Annotated in this window: 13 protein-coding genes; 4 read left to right on the forward strand and 9 right to left on the reverse strand. The window is 74.2% G+C overall.

The genetic code is table 11. The features are described 5' to 3' along the window. Window positions 1–16 precede the first annotated feature (16 nt). Window positions 17–874, reverse strand: a complete 858-nt coding sequence (locus ACTMTU_RS34190) for an ABC transporter permease (protein WP_441267317.1) — start codon at window positions 872–874, stop codon at window positions 17–19. Beyond that, window positions 871–1,893 (reverse strand): ATP-binding cassette domain-containing protein, encoded by a 1,023-nt coding sequence (locus tag ACTMTU_RS34195; RefSeq protein ID WP_441267318.1) that lies wholly within the window; start codon window positions 1,891–1,893, stop codon window positions 871–873. The genes ACTMTU_RS34190 and ACTMTU_RS34195 overlap by 4 nt, the downstream gene beginning before the upstream one ends. 304 nt (window positions 1,894–2,197) lie before the next feature. Between ACTMTU_RS34195 and ACTMTU_RS34200 the strand changes: the two genes are divergently transcribed. Next, window positions 2,198–2,491, forward strand: coding sequence for an antibiotic biosynthesis monooxygenase family protein (locus ACTMTU_RS34200; protein ID WP_441267319.1), 294 nt, complete (start codon window positions 2,198–2,200; stop codon window positions 2,489–2,491). A gap of 265 nt (window positions 2,492–2,756) precedes the next feature. Then, window positions 2,757–3,548 carry an SDR family NAD(P)-dependent oxidoreductase gene (locus tag ACTMTU_RS34205; RefSeq protein ID WP_441267320.1) on the forward strand — a complete coding sequence of 264 codons (792 nt, stop codon included), beginning with the start codon at window positions 2,757–2,759 and terminating at the stop codon, window positions 3,546–3,548. Between the two features lie 111 nt (window positions 3,549–3,659). On the opposite strand, the gene ACTMTU_RS34210 is transcribed toward ACTMTU_RS34205, so the two are convergent. Next, window positions 3,660–4,655: an acyltransferase domain-containing protein gene (locus tag ACTMTU_RS34210; protein ID WP_441267321.1), complete on the reverse strand. Its 996-nt coding sequence runs from the start codon at window positions 4,653–4,655 to the stop codon at window positions 3,660–3,662. A gap of 303 nt (window positions 4,656–4,958) precedes the next feature. Here ACTMTU_RS34210 and ACTMTU_RS34215 point away from each other — a divergent pair, with 303 nt between their 5' ends. After that, window positions 4,959–5,408 (forward strand): nuclear transport factor 2 family protein, encoded by a 450-nt coding sequence (locus ACTMTU_RS34215; RefSeq protein ID WP_441267322.1) that lies wholly within the window; start codon window positions 4,959–4,961, stop codon window positions 5,406–5,408. Window positions 5,409–5,531: 123 nt separating this feature from the next. Here the strand turns inward: ACTMTU_RS34215 and ACTMTU_RS34220 are convergent, their stop codons facing one another. Next, the gene (locus ACTMTU_RS34220) at window positions 5,532–6,476 is read right to left on the reverse strand and encodes an MBL fold metallo-hydrolase (protein ID WP_441267323.1); all 945 of its coding nucleotides are present in this window, start codon (window positions 6,474–6,476) and stop codon (window positions 5,532–5,534) included. Between the two features lie 159 nt (window positions 6,477–6,635). On the opposite strand from ACTMTU_RS34220, the gene ACTMTU_RS34225 reads away from it, so the two are divergent. After that, window positions 6,636–6,908, forward strand: a complete 273-nt coding sequence (locus ACTMTU_RS34225) for a DUF6059 family protein (RefSeq protein WP_441267324.1) — start codon at window positions 6,636–6,638, stop codon at window positions 6,906–6,908. 678 nt (window positions 6,909–7,586) lie between these two features. Here ACTMTU_RS34225 and ACTMTU_RS34230 read toward each other — a convergent pair. The 5 genes from ACTMTU_RS34230 to ACTMTU_RS34250 all read right to left on the reverse strand — a co-directional run bounded on the left by ACTMTU_RS34230 (window position 7,587) and on the right by ACTMTU_RS34250 (window position 13,424). Next, window positions 7,587–9,227 (reverse strand): FAD-binding protein, encoded by a 1,641-nt coding sequence (locus tag ACTMTU_RS34230; RefSeq protein ID WP_441267325.1) that lies wholly within the window; start codon window positions 9,225–9,227, stop codon window positions 7,587–7,589. Next, window positions 9,224–10,519, reverse strand: a complete 1,296-nt coding sequence (locus ACTMTU_RS34235; RefSeq protein WP_441267326.1) for an FAD-dependent monooxygenase — start codon at window positions 10,517–10,519, stop codon at window positions 9,224–9,226. The genes ACTMTU_RS34230 and ACTMTU_RS34235 overlap by 4 nt, the downstream gene beginning before the upstream one ends. Then, entirely contained in the window at window positions 10,516–10,779 is a 264-nt protein-coding gene (locus ACTMTU_RS34240; protein WP_441267327.1) for an acyl carrier protein, read from the reverse strand. The genes ACTMTU_RS34235 and ACTMTU_RS34240 overlap by 4 nt, the downstream gene beginning before the upstream one ends. A 30-nt stretch (window positions 10,780–10,809) precedes the next feature. Further along, entirely contained in the window at window positions 10,810–12,012 is a 1,203-nt protein-coding gene (locus tag ACTMTU_RS34245) for a ketosynthase chain-length factor (RefSeq protein WP_441267333.1), read from the reverse strand. Window positions 12,013–12,158: 146 nt separating this feature from the next. Continuing rightward, on the reverse strand, window positions 12,159–13,424 hold the full coding sequence (locus ACTMTU_RS34250) for a beta-ketoacyl-[acyl-carrier-protein] synthase family protein (protein WP_441267328.1): 1,266 nt from the start codon (window positions 13,422–13,424) through the stop codon (window positions 12,159–12,161). Window positions 13,425–14,096 lie beyond the last annotated feature (672 nt).

Genomic DNA, 14,096 nt, shown 5'->3' on the forward strand with positions numbered 1-14,096 from the left:
GCGTGTGCGTCGGTGATCAGCTTGTCAGGTTGCGGAAGCGGCGCACCGACAACGGGAAGAAGACGGCGCACAGGACGACGGGCCACACCACGGCCATCAGCAGCGCGTGCTGCGCGATCCATGAGTCCCCGCCGAATCCCGGGTTGCCGAACAGTTCCCGCACCGCCAGCACCGTGGAGGACAACGGATTCCACTCGGCGATCGTGCCCAGCCAGCCCGGCATGGTCGACGGTGCGACGAACGCGCTGGTGAGGAAGCCGATGGGGAATTCCAGGGTCTGCACCATGGTGATGCCCTCGGGGCCCTTCATCAGCAGTCCGAGGTAGATGCCGGCCCACACCAGTGCGAAGCGCAGCAGCAGCAACAGGCCGACCGCGAGGGTGGTTTCGCCGAGCGTTCCGTGGGCGTCCCAGCCGATGGCCAGGCCGGTGGCGAACAGGACGGCCAGGGCCAGCAGGGAGGAGAGCATGTCGGTCACGGCGCGTCCGACGACCACGGCGGAGGGGGCCATCGGCATGGTGCGGAAGCGGGAGGTGACGCCGCGGTTCTTGTCGGCGGCGACGGCGGTGACCGTCTCGCCCATGCCGAAGACCATCGTCATGACGAACATGCCGGGTACGAGGAACTCGCGGTAGTTGCCGCCGCCGGGCACCTGCATGGCGCCGCCGAAGAAGTACCCGAACATCAGCACCATCATGACGGGGAAGGCCAGCGACCCGATCAGGGTGCCCGGTTCGCGGACCCAGTGGGTCAGGCCGCGCAGGGTGACCGTCCAGCCGTCGGCGGCCGCCCAGCGCAGCCGGGCCAGCGGGGTGCGGGCGATCACCGGGGCGAGGGCCACGCTGCCCACGGGGCGGGGTGCGGTGATGCTCATGCCGCCACCGCCTCTCGGGCACCGTCACCGGTACTGCCGGACGCGCCGCTGCCGCTGTAGCTGTCGGTGGCGCCGGCGGACGTGCCGGTCAGGTGGAGGAACACCTCGTCGAGGGTGGGCCGGCGCAGTGCGATGTCCTCGGCCGCCACGCCGGCCGCGTCCAGGGCGCGGACGATGCCGGCGAGCGCGCTGGTGCGGTCCTTGACGCGGGCGCTGATGCGGCGGGTGTCGTGGTCGGTGTCGGGCCGGTCGGCGCACACCTGCTCCAGCGCCGCCGCGGCGGCGGGAAGCTGGTCGGCGCGGCGTACCACGACGTCGATCCGGTCGCCGCCGATGCGGGACTTGAGCTCGTCGGGCGTGCCCTCGGCGATGACCTTGCCGGAGTCGATGACGGAGACGGCGTGGGCGAGCTGGTCGGCCTCTTCCAGGTACTGGGTGGTCAGCAGCACGGTGGTGCCGGTGTCGACGAGGCTGCGCACCGCCTCCCACACCTCGCCGCGGCTGCGCGGGTCGAGGCCGGTGGTCGGCTCGTCGAGGAACAGCACCGGCGGGGCGAGGACCATGCTCGCCGCCAGGTCGAGGCGGCGGCGCATGCCTCCGGAGTACTCCTTGAGCGGCTTCTTGCCGGTGTCGGCGAGGCGGAAGTGCTCCAGGAGTTCGTCGGCGCGGCGGCGGGCGGCGGCCGGCGACAGGTGGTGCAGGCGGCCGAACATGACGAGGTTCTGCCGTCCGCTGAGGACTTCGTCGACGGCGGCGTACTGGCCCACCAGGCCGATGCTCGCGCGGACTTCGGCGGCCTGGCGGGCGACGTCGTGCCCGGCGACCTCGGCGCGTCCGCCGTCGGCCTTCAGCAGGGTCGACAGGATGCCGACCGAGGTGGTCTTGCCCGCACCGTTGGGGCCCAGCAGCCCGTGGACGGTGCCGGCGGGTACACGCAGGTCGAATCCGTCGAGTGCGTACCGGTCGCCGTAGCGTTTGCGCAGTCCTTCGGCGAGGACGGCGGTGCTGGTCGGATCCACGTCGGCTTCCTTACGGGTAGCGGATATCCGGCCGAGGGTCCCAAACCGGCCCTGAGCAGGGCTGGTGCACGGCTCGGCGAACGGTCGAGGACCGCTCGACGACCGGTCGAACAGGCGGAGGACGGGACGCGGAAGCGGGACACGGAAGGCGCGGAACGGGCGCGGGCGGCACGGGACGGGGCGCGGCGCGGAACGGGCGCGGGCGGGGGGTTCGGCGGCGGTGGGGACCGGCTCCGTTCGACGGCTGCTCTAGCGCGGGGCGGGACCGTGGCGCGAGGAGGCCCCCGATCAGAGGACGCGTATCGTGATCACTTTCATCAACCGGTTCCATGTCACCGGCTCCACCGAGGAGTTCGAGACGGCCTTCGACGCCACGTCGGCGTTCTTCGCCGCCCAGCCCGGGTTCCTCAACCACCGGCTGCTCCAGCACGTCGACGAGCCGCACCTGTATGTGAACATCGCCGACTGGAAGGACGAGGAGTCCTTCCGCGCGGCCCTGGCCCGCCCCGAGTTCGCCGCGCACCGCACCACGCTGCGCACGCTCAGCAGCAGCGACCCGAACCTGTATGTGCCGCTGCTGGAGCGGGTCGCGCGCTGAGACCGCCGGCCGAAGAGCGCCCCGAGCGTCCTCCGAGCGCGTTTCGAGTGTGCGTCGAGCGGTCCTCGGCCGGTTGCCGATCCTGTCGCACGTCCTGGTACGGACGGAAAGCGGCACCAGCAGGCCGACTTGCGGGCGTTTGCCACTGGTTGAGGGTGGACGGCACATCGGCCGGCGGCGATTCACCTTTTCCCGCCCCGCTCCGCAGGGGCTTCGTTTCCTCCCCCCCGGCTGAAGCCGGGGGTATGTCCACAAAGGAGTTCAGATGAGTGAGACCGTCAAGGATCAGCGGATCGCCCTGGTGACGGGCGGCACCAGCGGTATCGGCCTGGAGATCGTGCGCAGGCTGGCGTCCGCCGGCATCCCGGTGCATCTGTGCGGGCGTTCCCAGGAGACGGTGTCCAGCACCGTCAAGGAGCTCGTGGAGGAGGGGCTTTCGGTCACCGGCTCGGTGTGCGACGTACGCGAGCAGGAGCAGATCAGTGAGCTGGTGCGCACGGTCGTGGAGCAGCACGGTCCGATACGGATCCTGGTCAACAACGCCGGCCGCAGCGGCGGCGGGCCGACCGCGACGATCACCGACGAGCTGTGGACCGACGTCATCGCCACCAACCTGACCAGTGTCTTCCGGGTCACCAAGGAGGTTCTGACGGCGGGCGGCATGCAGGAGGCGGGCCGCGGCAGGATCATCAACATCGCCTCGACGGGCGGTAAGCAGGGCGTGGTGCTGGCGGCCCCGTACTCGGCGTCGAAGCACGGTGTCGTGGGCTTCAGCAAGGCGCTCGGTCTGGAGCTGGCCCGTACCGGCATCACCGTCAACGCGGTGTGTCCCGGGTTCGTCGAGACGCCGATGGCGGAGCGGGTCCGCGCCGGTTACGCGGGCGTGTGGGGGGTGAGCGAGGAGGAGGCGTACGAGCGCATCACCACCCGGGTGCCCAACGGCCGTTACGTGCAGGTGCGGGAGGTGGCCGCGATGGTCGAGTACCTCGTCGGCGACGATGCGGCGGCCGTGACGGCGCAGGCGCTCAACGTGTGCGGCGGTCTGGGCAACTACTGACCGCCGGGGGCCGGTTCGGCGGTGCCGCCCGGGGTGCCGCGTGCGTCGGGCGGGAGCAGCCGCTGTCGGCAGTCCGCCTTTCCCGTCCGCCCCGCCCCCCGTTGGGCGGGCTCAGGCCCACTGGGGGGCCGTGGTGGCGGCCCGGAGCTGTTCGTGGGCCCGGGCCGTCTGCTGCCGGTCGTCGTCCGGGGTGCGGCTGCGGACGGGCAGGAGCGCGAGAGTGGTGTGGTGGGCCAGGCGCACGGCCGGATGGCGGCGGGCGATGGTGGTCAGGCTCCGGCCGGGCCCGGTCTCCAGCAGCAGGTGGCGGCCGGTGAACAGGAGTTTGTCGAGGGTGGGCCAGAAGTGGACCGGGGCGGCGGGGTGGCTCGCCCACAAGGCCGCGTCGGCCACGGTGTCCGCCTCCAGCCGGGTGCGGGTGAACGCCGACCACAAGGGGACGCGGGGCGGGCGGGCGGTGATCCGCCGGTACAGGGCAAGGTCCTGGAACAGCGGGGCCAGGACGGGGCTGTGGAAGGGGTGGTGGGCGGCCACCGGCATGGTGGTGATCCCGGCGTGGCGCAGGTCGGCCGCGATGGCGTCCAGCGGGCCGGTGAGACCGGCGAGGACGGTCTGGCGGGGGGCGTTGAGCGCGCCGACGGCTATGTGGGGGTGGCGGGCGAGGAAGGGGCGTACGTCGTCGGGGGTGCCGGCGACGGTCAGCAGCCCGCCGGGCGGGGTGGGGGCGATGCGGGTGACCCGGTCGCGCATGACGGCCACCGCGTCCTCGAGGGTGAACACGCCGGCCAGGACCGCGGCGGCGAGTTCGCCGACGCTGTGGCCGAGCAGGGCCGCGGGGCGCACACCCCAGGACATGACCATGCGGCCGAGCGCGTAGTCCACGGTGAACAGCAGCGGCTGGGACCGGCGTACGTCGTCGATGCCGATGGCCGGGTGGTCGCCGAGCCAGTCGGCGCGCAGTTCGTCGCCGTTGCCGAACAGGGCCAGGCACCGGTCGGCGGCGTCGGTGAAGACGGGGTCGCTGCCGTAGAGTCCGGCGCCCATGCGCGGGTACTGCGCGCCCTGGCCGGGCAGCAGCAGCACCACGTCCCGGAACGTTCCGTCCATGGGCGGCCTCCTTCGTCCGACACCGGTGTCGGTGCCGGTCAATCTGCCGTGCCCGTATGGAGGTTCGCTCGAGGAACGCTCCACGCACACCCGGCGGCGGGGCCGGGCCCAGTGCGGCTCGAGGGCGGGTCCACCTGGCACGGCGAGGCTCGGCGGGCCGCGGCAGTGCGCCCGCCCGGGCGGCCCTGGCGGCGGGAGGACGCATCACCCGGACGGCGATCCGCCGCTTTCGCCCTGCACCGCAGGAAACTCGCCCCCATATTTTCCCGGCCCGAAGGGCCGGAGCATCCCCGGAGGAATCACGTGACCAGCACAGCCATGGCGGCCGTCGTGTCGCAGAGCGAGATCTACGCACAGGTGCAGCAGTTCTACGCCGGCCAGGTGCGTCACCTGGACGGCATGCGGGCCGAGGAGTTCGCCGGCTCGTTCACCGCCGACGGCGTCTTCGACCACCGTCCGGGTGGCGACCCGCTGGTGGGCCGGGAGGCGATCGCCGCGGCGATCGGCGAGTACCAGAGGACCACGCACGCGGCCGACCCGGTGCAGCGCCGCCACTGGTTCAACATGCTCCAGGTCTTCGCACAGGACGACGGCACGCTGCGCACCGAGTACTACGCGCTGGTGGTGCAGACCCGTCCGGGTGTGCGTGAGCCGGTGGTCGGTCCGAGTTGTTTCGTCACCGACATCCTGGTGCACGAGGACGGTGAACTGCGCACGAAGTTCCGCAAGGTCAGCCCGGACCACCTGGTCTGACACCCGGTCCGGCACCAAGGAGAGGCGGCCCGCTCCGGCGGTCCGCCTCTCTTCGTGCGCGCGGTCGTGGCGTGCGCGTCGTCGTGTCGTGGGCGTGGTGGTGTCGTGGGCGTGGCCGTGTCGTCAGGCCAGGCAGCAGGGCAGCGTGCCGTGGTGGTCGATCATCTCGGCGAGTGCCGTCTGCCTGACGGGCACGGGCAGCGGGTCGCTGTCGCCGGCGCCGTCGAGTTCGGCGAAGGCGCGGTGCAGGTTGGGCACGAGCCGTTCGCTGTCCAGGAGCTTCGCGTAGGGGCCGAGAGCGGCGCCGCGGGCGGTCTCGGCCGGGGTCAGGCCGGCCCGGTGGCCCTGGGCGGCGAGCTGCTGGACCAGACGCAGATAGCCTTCGACCCGGTCGAGGACCTCGGGCCCGCACAGGGGGCCGTGGCCGGGGACGATCGTGGTGGCGCCGAAGGCCCGCAGCCGCTCGAGGGCGGTCAGTGATCCGTTGATCGTGCCCATCAGGCAGAACGGTGTCACACCGTTCATCACCAGGTCGCCGGTGAACAGCACCCGGTGCTCGGGCAGCCACACGACGGTGTCGTTGGAGGTGTGCGCGGGGCCGATGTGCTCCAGTTCGGCGCGGATCTGCCCGACGTGCAGGGTCAGCCGGTCGGTGAACGTGAGCTGGGGCGGGGTGAGTTCGATGGTGCCCCAGTCGACGTCGGGCCACAGGCCGGTCAGGTGCAGCCCGGCGGCGATCATCTCGGTGCGGGTGCGTTCGTGGCCGATGACGAGCGCCTCGGGGAACAGGTGGTTGCCGAAGGCGTGGTCGCCGTGGAAGTGGGTGTTGACGACCGCGCGCGGGGCGGCCGCGTTCAGGGCGAGCGCGGTGGTGCGCAGGTGGTGGGCGCGGGACTCGGTCGCCACGGTGTCGATGAGGGCGCTCTCGCCGCCGGAGACGAGGATGCCGGCGTTGTTCAGGCACCAGCCGCCGGGCGGCTGGAGGTAGGCGTGGACGCCTGGCGCCACCTCCGTCGCCCGGCCGGCGGGCGCGGGGGCCTGGTTGCGGACTGTGGTGCTGGAGGGCACGGCCTCTCCTCGGGCAGATGTCGTGGACGGGCCGAGTCTGGTGGGCGCTCCTTGTGGCGCGGTCGACTCTCCAGGGGTTTTCCGGCCCGCCCCGAGAGGCGCGTCGGAGCGTGACCGGGACGACTGCCGGCCCGGCACACCCGAACGGAAGGACCCCCGATGAGCGACGAGTTCCCGCGTGCGTCGCACGGTGCCGGGCGCGGCGGCGGCGCGGCCGCCCGGCACGCGGTGCGGCGGGGCCTGCGGGTGGTGTGGCGGGGCCTGGTGGCCTACGGGTCCGTCTATGCGGCGGGCGAGTGCGCGCGGGCCGCGGCCCTACGGCCCGCTTCGCTGCGCGGGCCCGCACCGGGCCATCCGGAGCGGCTGCGTCCGGACATGCCGCTGAGCCCGCTGGAGCGGGCGCTGCTGCGGGAGTTGGGCCGGACGCGCTGAGCGCCGGGGCGCGCTGCGACAAGGGCCGCCCGGCGCGGGCCGCCTGGCGGGGGCCGGCATGGCCGCCCGGCGCGAGCCGCCCGGCGGGGGCGGCGTGGACGCCCGGCGGGGCCGGTGGGTCAGGTTGGCCGGCGCGGGCCGCCTGGCGGGGGCGCGGCGTCGGTCGGCCGCCGGTGCGAACGGCGGGGCCGGCGCGGCCGGTGGTCCGGTGTCGGCGCCGATTCGGGCCGCCCGGCGGGCCCGGCGCGCGGCCGGTGGGGCCGGTGGGGCCGGTGCGGACGGTGGCGGCGGGCCGGGTGCGGACGGCGGGGCCGGTGGTCCGGTGCGGACGGTGGCGGCGGGGCCGGTGGTCCGGTGTCGGCGCCGATTCGGGCCGCCCGGCGGGCCCGGCGCGCGGCTGGTGGGGCCGGTGCGGACGGTGGCGGCGGGCCGGGTGCGGACGGCGGGGCCGGTGGTCCGGTGCGGACGGTGGCGGCGAGGCCGGGTGCGGCCGGTGGGGCCGGTGCGGGCGGGCCGGCGGGGCCGGTGGTCCGGTGCGGACGGTGGCGGCGAGGCCGGTGGTCCGGGGCCGACGCGGGCCGCCCCGTGCGGGCGGTGGGATCGGTCGGCCGGTGGGTCCGTGTGCGGGCGGGACCGGCGCGGGCCGCCGGGGGGTGGGGCCCGGCGGCCGGTCGGGTTTCAGGCGGGGCGGATGGACAGGGTGTGGCGGAAGACGCCGCGCGGGTCCCACTTCGCCTTGATGCGTTGCAGGCGGGGGTAGTTGTCCTTGTAGTAGAGGTGGTGCCAGGGCACGCCGGAGGTGTTCCAGCGGGGGTCGGCGAGGTCGATGTCCGGGTAGTTGATGTAGGCGCCGTCGCTGCCGCGGCCCGGGACGGGCACTCCTCCGGTGGTGGCGAACACGTCCCGGTAGGTGCGGCGCAGCCAGTCGATGTTGACGGTGTCGGCCTGGGGGTCCTGCCAGGTGTTCATGAAGATCACGTTGAGGACGGAGTCGCGGTGCGCGCCGGCGGTGGCGCCGGCGGGCAGGGCGTTGGTGCGGCCGCCGTAGGACTGGAGGGAGACGGAGGCGCTGTCGTTGCGGTGGTCGGTCGCGTTCAGGTGGGTGAAGAGGGCGTCGGTCTGGGCGCGGGTGAGGGCGCGGCGCAGGTAGGCCGACTTGATCTTGTGGCGGCCCTTGTCGGTGTCCTGCGACTCGGCGAGCGCGACGGTCGCGGTCAGCCAGGGCTCGCTGGCGGTGTCGGTGATGTAGGGGGTGATGCCGACGCCGTCGGTCAGCGCGTTCACGTAGCGGTCCAGCAGTTCGCGGGCGCCGGGGAGGGTGCCGTCGAGGTGGGTGAAGGCGATGGCGCTCTGGCCGGGCTCGTTGTCCTTCAGCCGGCCGGGGAGCACCAGTCCGCTGTAGAGGCCGGTGTACGGGGAGGCGGGGTCGCTGTGGTCCTCGTGCCAGCGGCCGTGGTTGTGCAGGAGTCGGCCGAAGGCGGCCTGGTCCATGCCGTCGCGGGGGTAGATCACCGCGTTGGAGAGGATGGTGGCGGGCGGGCGGGGCAGCAGGTGGGCGGGGTCGTCGCCGTGGGCGTTCGGGGAGCGGAACCAGTAGCGGGTGACGATGCCGAAGTTGCCGCCGCCGCCTCCGGTGTGGGCCCACCACAGGTCGCGGTGCGGGTCGCTGCTTTCGCGGGTGGCGACGACGGCGCGGGCGCGGCCGTGGGCGTCGACGACGACGACCTCGAGTGCGTACAGGTGGTCGGAGGCGAGGCCGTGGGCGCGGCTGAGGGCGCCGTATCCGCCGCCGGTGATGTGGCCGCCGAAGCCGACGGTGGCGCTGGCGCCGCCGGGCAGGGTGACGCCCCAGCCGTAGTAGAGGCTCTTGTACACGTCGATGAGCTGGGCGCCGGCTTCGACCATGTAGGCGCGTCTGCCCGGGTCGTAGGTGACGGCGTTCATGGCGGCGAGGTCGATGACGATCTGGACGGCCGGGTCGCCGACGACGTTCTCGTAGCAGTGGCCGCCGCTGCGTACGGCGATGCGCCGGCGGCGCCTGACCGCGTCGGTGACGGCGTGGACGACGTCGGCGGTGGTGGTGGGCAGGCAGAAGGCGTCCGGGTGGGCGGTGAAGCGTTTGTTGCTGCCGCGTACCGACAGGGCCGCGTAGCGGGGGTCGTCGGGGGTGACCCGGACCGCCGGGGCGGGGGCAGGGGCGGGGGCGGGGGTCGGGTCGGCGGCGCGGGCGGCGGGTGCGAGGCCGGCGGTGGTGAGGGAGGCGGCGGCGCCCGCCGTGAACGCCTGGGCGACGAAACGCCGACGGCTCGGAGCAGTCATGTTGCGCGTGCACCTTTCTGGGTGGGCCGGGGGGCGTTGGTGAACAGGTCGGTCCGTACCTGGACGGGTGCGGGGCCGAAGGCGATGCGGGAGGTGAGGTGCGCGCCGAGGGGGGTGCGGGTGAGCAGGGCGGCGGCGCGGGAGCGCAGGTAGGTGGCGGCGGGTCCGGCGTTGCCGAGGAACGCTTTGGCCTGCAGGCGCTGGAGGCGGGTGACTCGGGCGGCGGCGGGTGCCCGCAACTGTGGGAAGGGGGCGAGCCGTTCGCGGGTGCAGGCGCCGGCGGCGAGGGCGTCGAGGAGGACGGGGTGCAAGGTGGCGGCGTCCTGCAGGGCGAGGTTGATGCCCTGGGCGCCGAGCGGGCCGTGGGTGTGGGCGGCGTCGCCGGTCAGGACGAGGCCGTCGCGTACCCATTCCTCGGCGTCGGCGGCGAACACGTCGAGCAGGGCCAGGTCGGACAGGCCGGTGAGGTGTTCGTGGATCAGGTCGGCCAGTTCGGGGACGGCGGCGGCCAGTTCGTCCCTGATGGGGGCGATGCCGCGGGCGGTGGCCGTCTGCCAGCTGCCGTGGGGCAGGGCCCAGCCGACGCGGAGCCGGTCGGGGTGGGTGTCGTGGACCAGTACGGCGGTGCCCGCGGCGCGGTGGATGCGGACGCGTCCGGTGGCGCGGCCGGGTGCGGGCAGGGTGAACCAGACGATGTCCTGGTCGAACGCTTCGCTGCGGCCGGCGCCGATGCCGGCGAGGGTGCGGGTTTTGGAGAAGCGTCCGTCGGCGGCGACGACCACCCGGGCGGGCACGGTGGTGCGCGTTCCGGCGGGGCCGGTGAACACCGCGCCGGTGCAGCGGCCGCCCTCGCCGCGCAGGGCGCTGATGCGGTGGCCGGGCAGGTGGGTGAAGCCGGGCAGCCGGTGGCAGGCGGCGAGGAGTTCTTCGAGGAGGTGGCGCTGGGGCAGGGCCAGGAGGCGGTTGTGGGGGGCGTCCAGGCGCCGGTAGTCGATGTCGAGCAGGACGCGGCCGCGTTCGAGGACCTGGAAGCCGTCGAGGGTGCGGGCGCCGCGCCGTGTCGCGGCGTCCAGCACGCCGAGCTGGTCGAGGATGCGCTGGCCGCCGGGCTGCAGGATCTCGCCGTGGAAGTCGCGCCGGTAGGTGGTCGACTTCTCGGCGCAGGTGACCTGTGTCCCGGAGCGCAGCAGCATCAGGCTCAGGGCGAGCCCGGCCGGGCCGGCGCCGACGACGAGGACGTCGGCGGGCCCGGGGGTGTGCCCGGTGGCCCTGTCCGGCCCGGCCGGTCTCACACCGCGGTCCGCGCGGACAGGGCCCGGTTGACGAGGGCGAGGTAGTCGCGGGGGGTCTCCGCCTCGTCGAGTCCTTCCTCGTCGAGGGTGATGTCCCAGTCGCGTTCGATGCGGCCGGTGGTCTGCAGCAGGGCCAGTGAGTCGTAGCCGAGGGCGAGGAAGGGGACGTCCAGGACGTCGCCGTCGAGGTCGACGCCTTCGTCGACGCCGGCGCACTCGCGCAGCAGGGTCTTCAGGTCGTCCAGTTCCAGGTGCTTCATGACGCGTCTCCTTCGTCTTCTGCGGGGGGGTCAGTGCGGTCCGGGGCCGTGGCTGAGGACGGCGGCGGAGTTGAATCCGCCCCGGCCGCGGGCCAGGACCAGCGCGTGGCGCAGCCGGGCGGGGCGGGCGGTGGTGACCAGGTCGATGGGGCAGTCGTCGGCCAGGTCGCGGGTGTGGACGGTGGGGGGGACGACCTGGTCGCGCAGGCTGAGCAGGGCGGCGGCGACGTCGAGGGCGGCGCCGCCGGCCAGCAGGCGGCCGGTCATCGTCTTGGGGGCGGTGACCGGTACGCCGTGCGGGCCGAACAGGGCGGTCAGGGCGGCGGCTTCGGCGGCGTCGGCGCCGCGGGTGCCGGCGGCGTCGGCGAAGACGACGTCGATGTCGCCGGTGTTCAGGCCGGCGTCGGCCAGGGCCAGGCGGGCGGCGTCGGCCAGGCGGCATCCGTCCGCCGTGAGGGGGGTGTCCACGGTGGCGGGGGCGTCGAAGGTGGCCGCGTAGCCGGTGAAGGTGCCGTAGGAGCGGGCGCCGCGGGCGCGGGCGGCGGGGGCGGCCTCGAGGACGAACAGGGCGCCGCCTTCGCCGACGACGTGGCCGGAGGCGGCCGTGTCGAAGGGCAGGTAGGCGCGGGTGGGGTCGTTGACGCGGCTCAGGCCGCCGCCGGCGAGGTGGGCGGCCCATCCCCACGGGCACAGGGCGGAGTCGACCCCGCCGGTGATCATGATGTGGCTGCCCTTGCGGATCTGGCGGCGGGCGTGGGCGAGGGCGTCGAGGCCGCCGGCCTGTTCGGTGACGACGACGCCGCTGGAGCCGCGCAGGCCGTGCCGGATGGAGATCTGGCCGGTGTTGACGGCGTAGAACCAGGCGAAGGACTGGTAGGCGCTGACGTGCTGGCCGCCTTTGCTCCACAGGGCCTGCAGTTCGCGCTGGCCGAATTCGAAGCCGCCGGCGGAGCTGGCGGTGACGACGCCGGCCTGGTGGGCGGGCAGGGCGGCCGGGTCGCAGCCGCTGTCGTCGAGGGCCTGGCGGGCGGCGGCCAGGGACAGGCGGGTGACCCGGTCGGTCTGCGGCAGCAGCCGGCTGGGCAGGTGGTCGGTGTCGACGAAGCCGTCGACCTCGCCGGCGATCTTGACCGGGTAGCGGGCGGCGTCGAAGCGGGTGAGGGGGCCGATGCCGCTGGTGCCGGCGAGGACGGCCGCCCACCAGGCCTCGGTGCCCAGCCCGTTGGGTGCCATGACGCCGATCCCGGTGACGGTCGCGGCGGCGGGCCGGCGGACGGGGTGCGCCCCGGTGTGCGTCGCCCGGGGCGCCGGGACGGGGGTGGGGGTGGGGGTGGGGGCGGTCTCGCCGGCGGGGGCGGGGTGGGGGGCCAGTGCCGTGGTCATGCTGCCTCCTGAAGGCGCGGCCGGGTCAGGACGATGGCGCTCTGGAAGCCGCCGAACCCGCTGCCGACGCTCAGGACGGTGTCGGTGCGCTGTTCGCGGGCGGTGAGCGGGGTGTAGTCGAGGTCGCAGGCCGGGTCCGCCTCGTGCAGGTTCGCCGTCGGCGGCACGGTGTTGTGTTCGATGGCCAGGGCGCTGGCGGCGACCTCCAGCGAGCCGATCGCGCCCAGGGAGTGCCCGATCATCGACTTGATGGAGCTGACCGGGACGGTGCGGGCGTGCGGGCCGAGGCTGCGTTTGAACGCGGCGGTTTCGTGCCGGTCGTTCTGCTTGGTGCCCGAGCCGTGGGCGTTGATGTAGTCGACGGCGGTGGGATCCAGCCGTGCCTCGTCCAGGGCCGCGGTGATCGCCTCGGCCATCTCCGTGCCGTCCGCTTTCAGACCGGTCATGTGGTAGGCGTTGCTGCGGCCGGCGAACCCGGCGATCTCCGCGTACACGTGCGCGCCGCGGCGGCGGGCGTGTTCGAACTCCTCCAGGATCAGCACCGCGGCGCCCTCGCCCAGGACGAACCCGTTACGGGTGCGGTCGAACGGCCGGGACGCGGTGGCCGGGTCGTCGTTGCGGGGGCTGGTGGCCTTGATGGCGTCGAAGCAGGCCACCGTGATCGGCGAGATGGGTGCCTCGGTCGCGCCGGCGACCATGACGTCGGCGCTGCCTTCACGGATGAGGTCGACGGCGTGGCCGATCGAGTCCAGGCCCGAGGTGCAGCCGGTCGACACCAGCGACACCGGGCCCTGCGCGCCGCTGGCACGGGCCACCTCGGCCGCCATCGAGCTGGGCACGAAGTAGTCGAACAGATGGGCCACGGCCCGGGTGTGGTCCACCTCCCAGGCGGAGCCGTGCTCGCTGACGACGGCGTACTCCTCGTCGAGGGAGGTCGTGCAGCCCACCGCGCTGCCCAGGGTGACACCGGTGCGCACCGCGTCCAGCGCGCCCGTAAGGCCGCTGTCGGCGAGCGCTTCCCGGGCGCTGACCAGCGCGAACTGGGCGGCCCGGTCCAGGCGGGCGGCCTCGGCGGGGCTGAAACCGTGCGCGGCGGGGTCGAAATCGGCCTCGGCCGCGATCCGGGAGCGGTAGGCGGACGCGTCGAACAGGGTGATGTGCCCGGTGGCGGTACGGCCCGCGGTGAGCGTGTCCCAAAAATTCCGGGTGCCCACACCGCCGGGAGCGACGACGCCTATGCCGGTGATGACGACCCGTCTCATCGGTAGTCCCTCACAGTTGTCCTCCAGATAGGGGCTCGGTACACCGCACGGCACGGCAGACACACCCGCCACATCCCCGCTCCGTGGCGGCGGCCGTCGCCGCCCGGGCCGGCCCGGGCGGTGTTTCGGCTGCCGTGTGCACAAAACCGTTCATGGGCACCGAGCCTCGCGGACAGGCCTGGAGAACGACTCGAACCGGCCACTCCCCTTTTCCGGGGCGGGCCCACCGCCCCGCCACCCCCGGTTTCCGGCCGGGTGGCGCGGTGCACTGCCCGGCCGGGTTTGCGGGGCGAGCGGGTGTGTCGGAGCGGGCCCCGGGTACGGGAGCCGCGGCACCGAGCGCGGAGAAGGGGGCGGCGGGCGGCGGGCTGCCGCGAGGTGCCGGCCGGCGCCCGGGGGTTTCCGTCGCCGGCGCTGTGGCGTACCGCCGGCTGCCCCGGGCGCGCCACATGCGCCGGCACACGCCTTGGGCCACCAGCAGCCGTGGTGGCAGCGGTGGCCCGGGGTGTGGCGGCGACGACCGGCGGCGGCCGGCGGTGGTGGGTGGTGGTCGGCGATCCGTCGGGGGGAGGGTTACTGCGGCGGGTTGCCGTGTTTGCGGGACGGCAGGTCGGCGTGCTTGGTGCGGAGCATGGCGAGGGACCGGATGAGGATCTCGCGGGTCTCCGCGGG

This window comes from Streptomyces sp. OZ13 (assembly GCF_052068155.1).
GTDB lineage: Bacteria > Actinomycetota > Actinomycetes > Streptomycetales > Streptomycetaceae > Streptomyces.

Bases quoted from the DNA above. Each gene is read 5' to 3' on its own strand.
- ACTMTU_RS34225 (WP_441267324.1), top strand. From the start codon at position 6,636: ATGAGCGACGAGTTCCCGCGTGCGTCGCACGGTGCCGGGCGCGGCGGC.
- ACTMTU_RS34230 (WP_441267325.1), bottom strand. From the start codon at position 9,227: ATGACTGCTCCGAGCCGTCGGCGTTTCGTCGCCCAGGCGTTCACGGCG.
- ACTMTU_RS34210 (WP_441267321.1), bottom strand. From the start codon at position 4,655: ATGGACGGAACGTTCCGGGACGTGGTGCTGCTGCTGCCCGGCCAGGGC.
- ACTMTU_RS34190 (WP_441267317.1), bottom strand. From the start codon at position 874: ATGAGCATCACCGCACCCCGCCCCGTGGGCAGCGTGGCCCTCGCCCCG.
- ACTMTU_RS34245 (WP_441267333.1), bottom strand. From the start codon at position 12,012: ATGGCACCCAACGGGCTGGGCACCGAGGCCTGGTGGGCGGCCGTCCTC.
- ACTMTU_RS34205 (WP_441267320.1), top strand. From the start codon at position 2,757: ATGAGTGAGACCGTCAAGGATCAGCGGATCGCCCTGGTGACGGGCGGC.
- ACTMTU_RS34240 (WP_441267327.1), bottom strand. From the start codon at position 10,779: ATGAAGCACCTGGAACTGGACGACCTGAAGACCCTGCTGCGCGAGTGC.
- ACTMTU_RS34250 (WP_441267328.1), bottom strand. From the start codon at position 13,424: ATGAGACGGGTCGTCATCACCGGCATAGGCGTCGTCGCTCCCGGCGGT.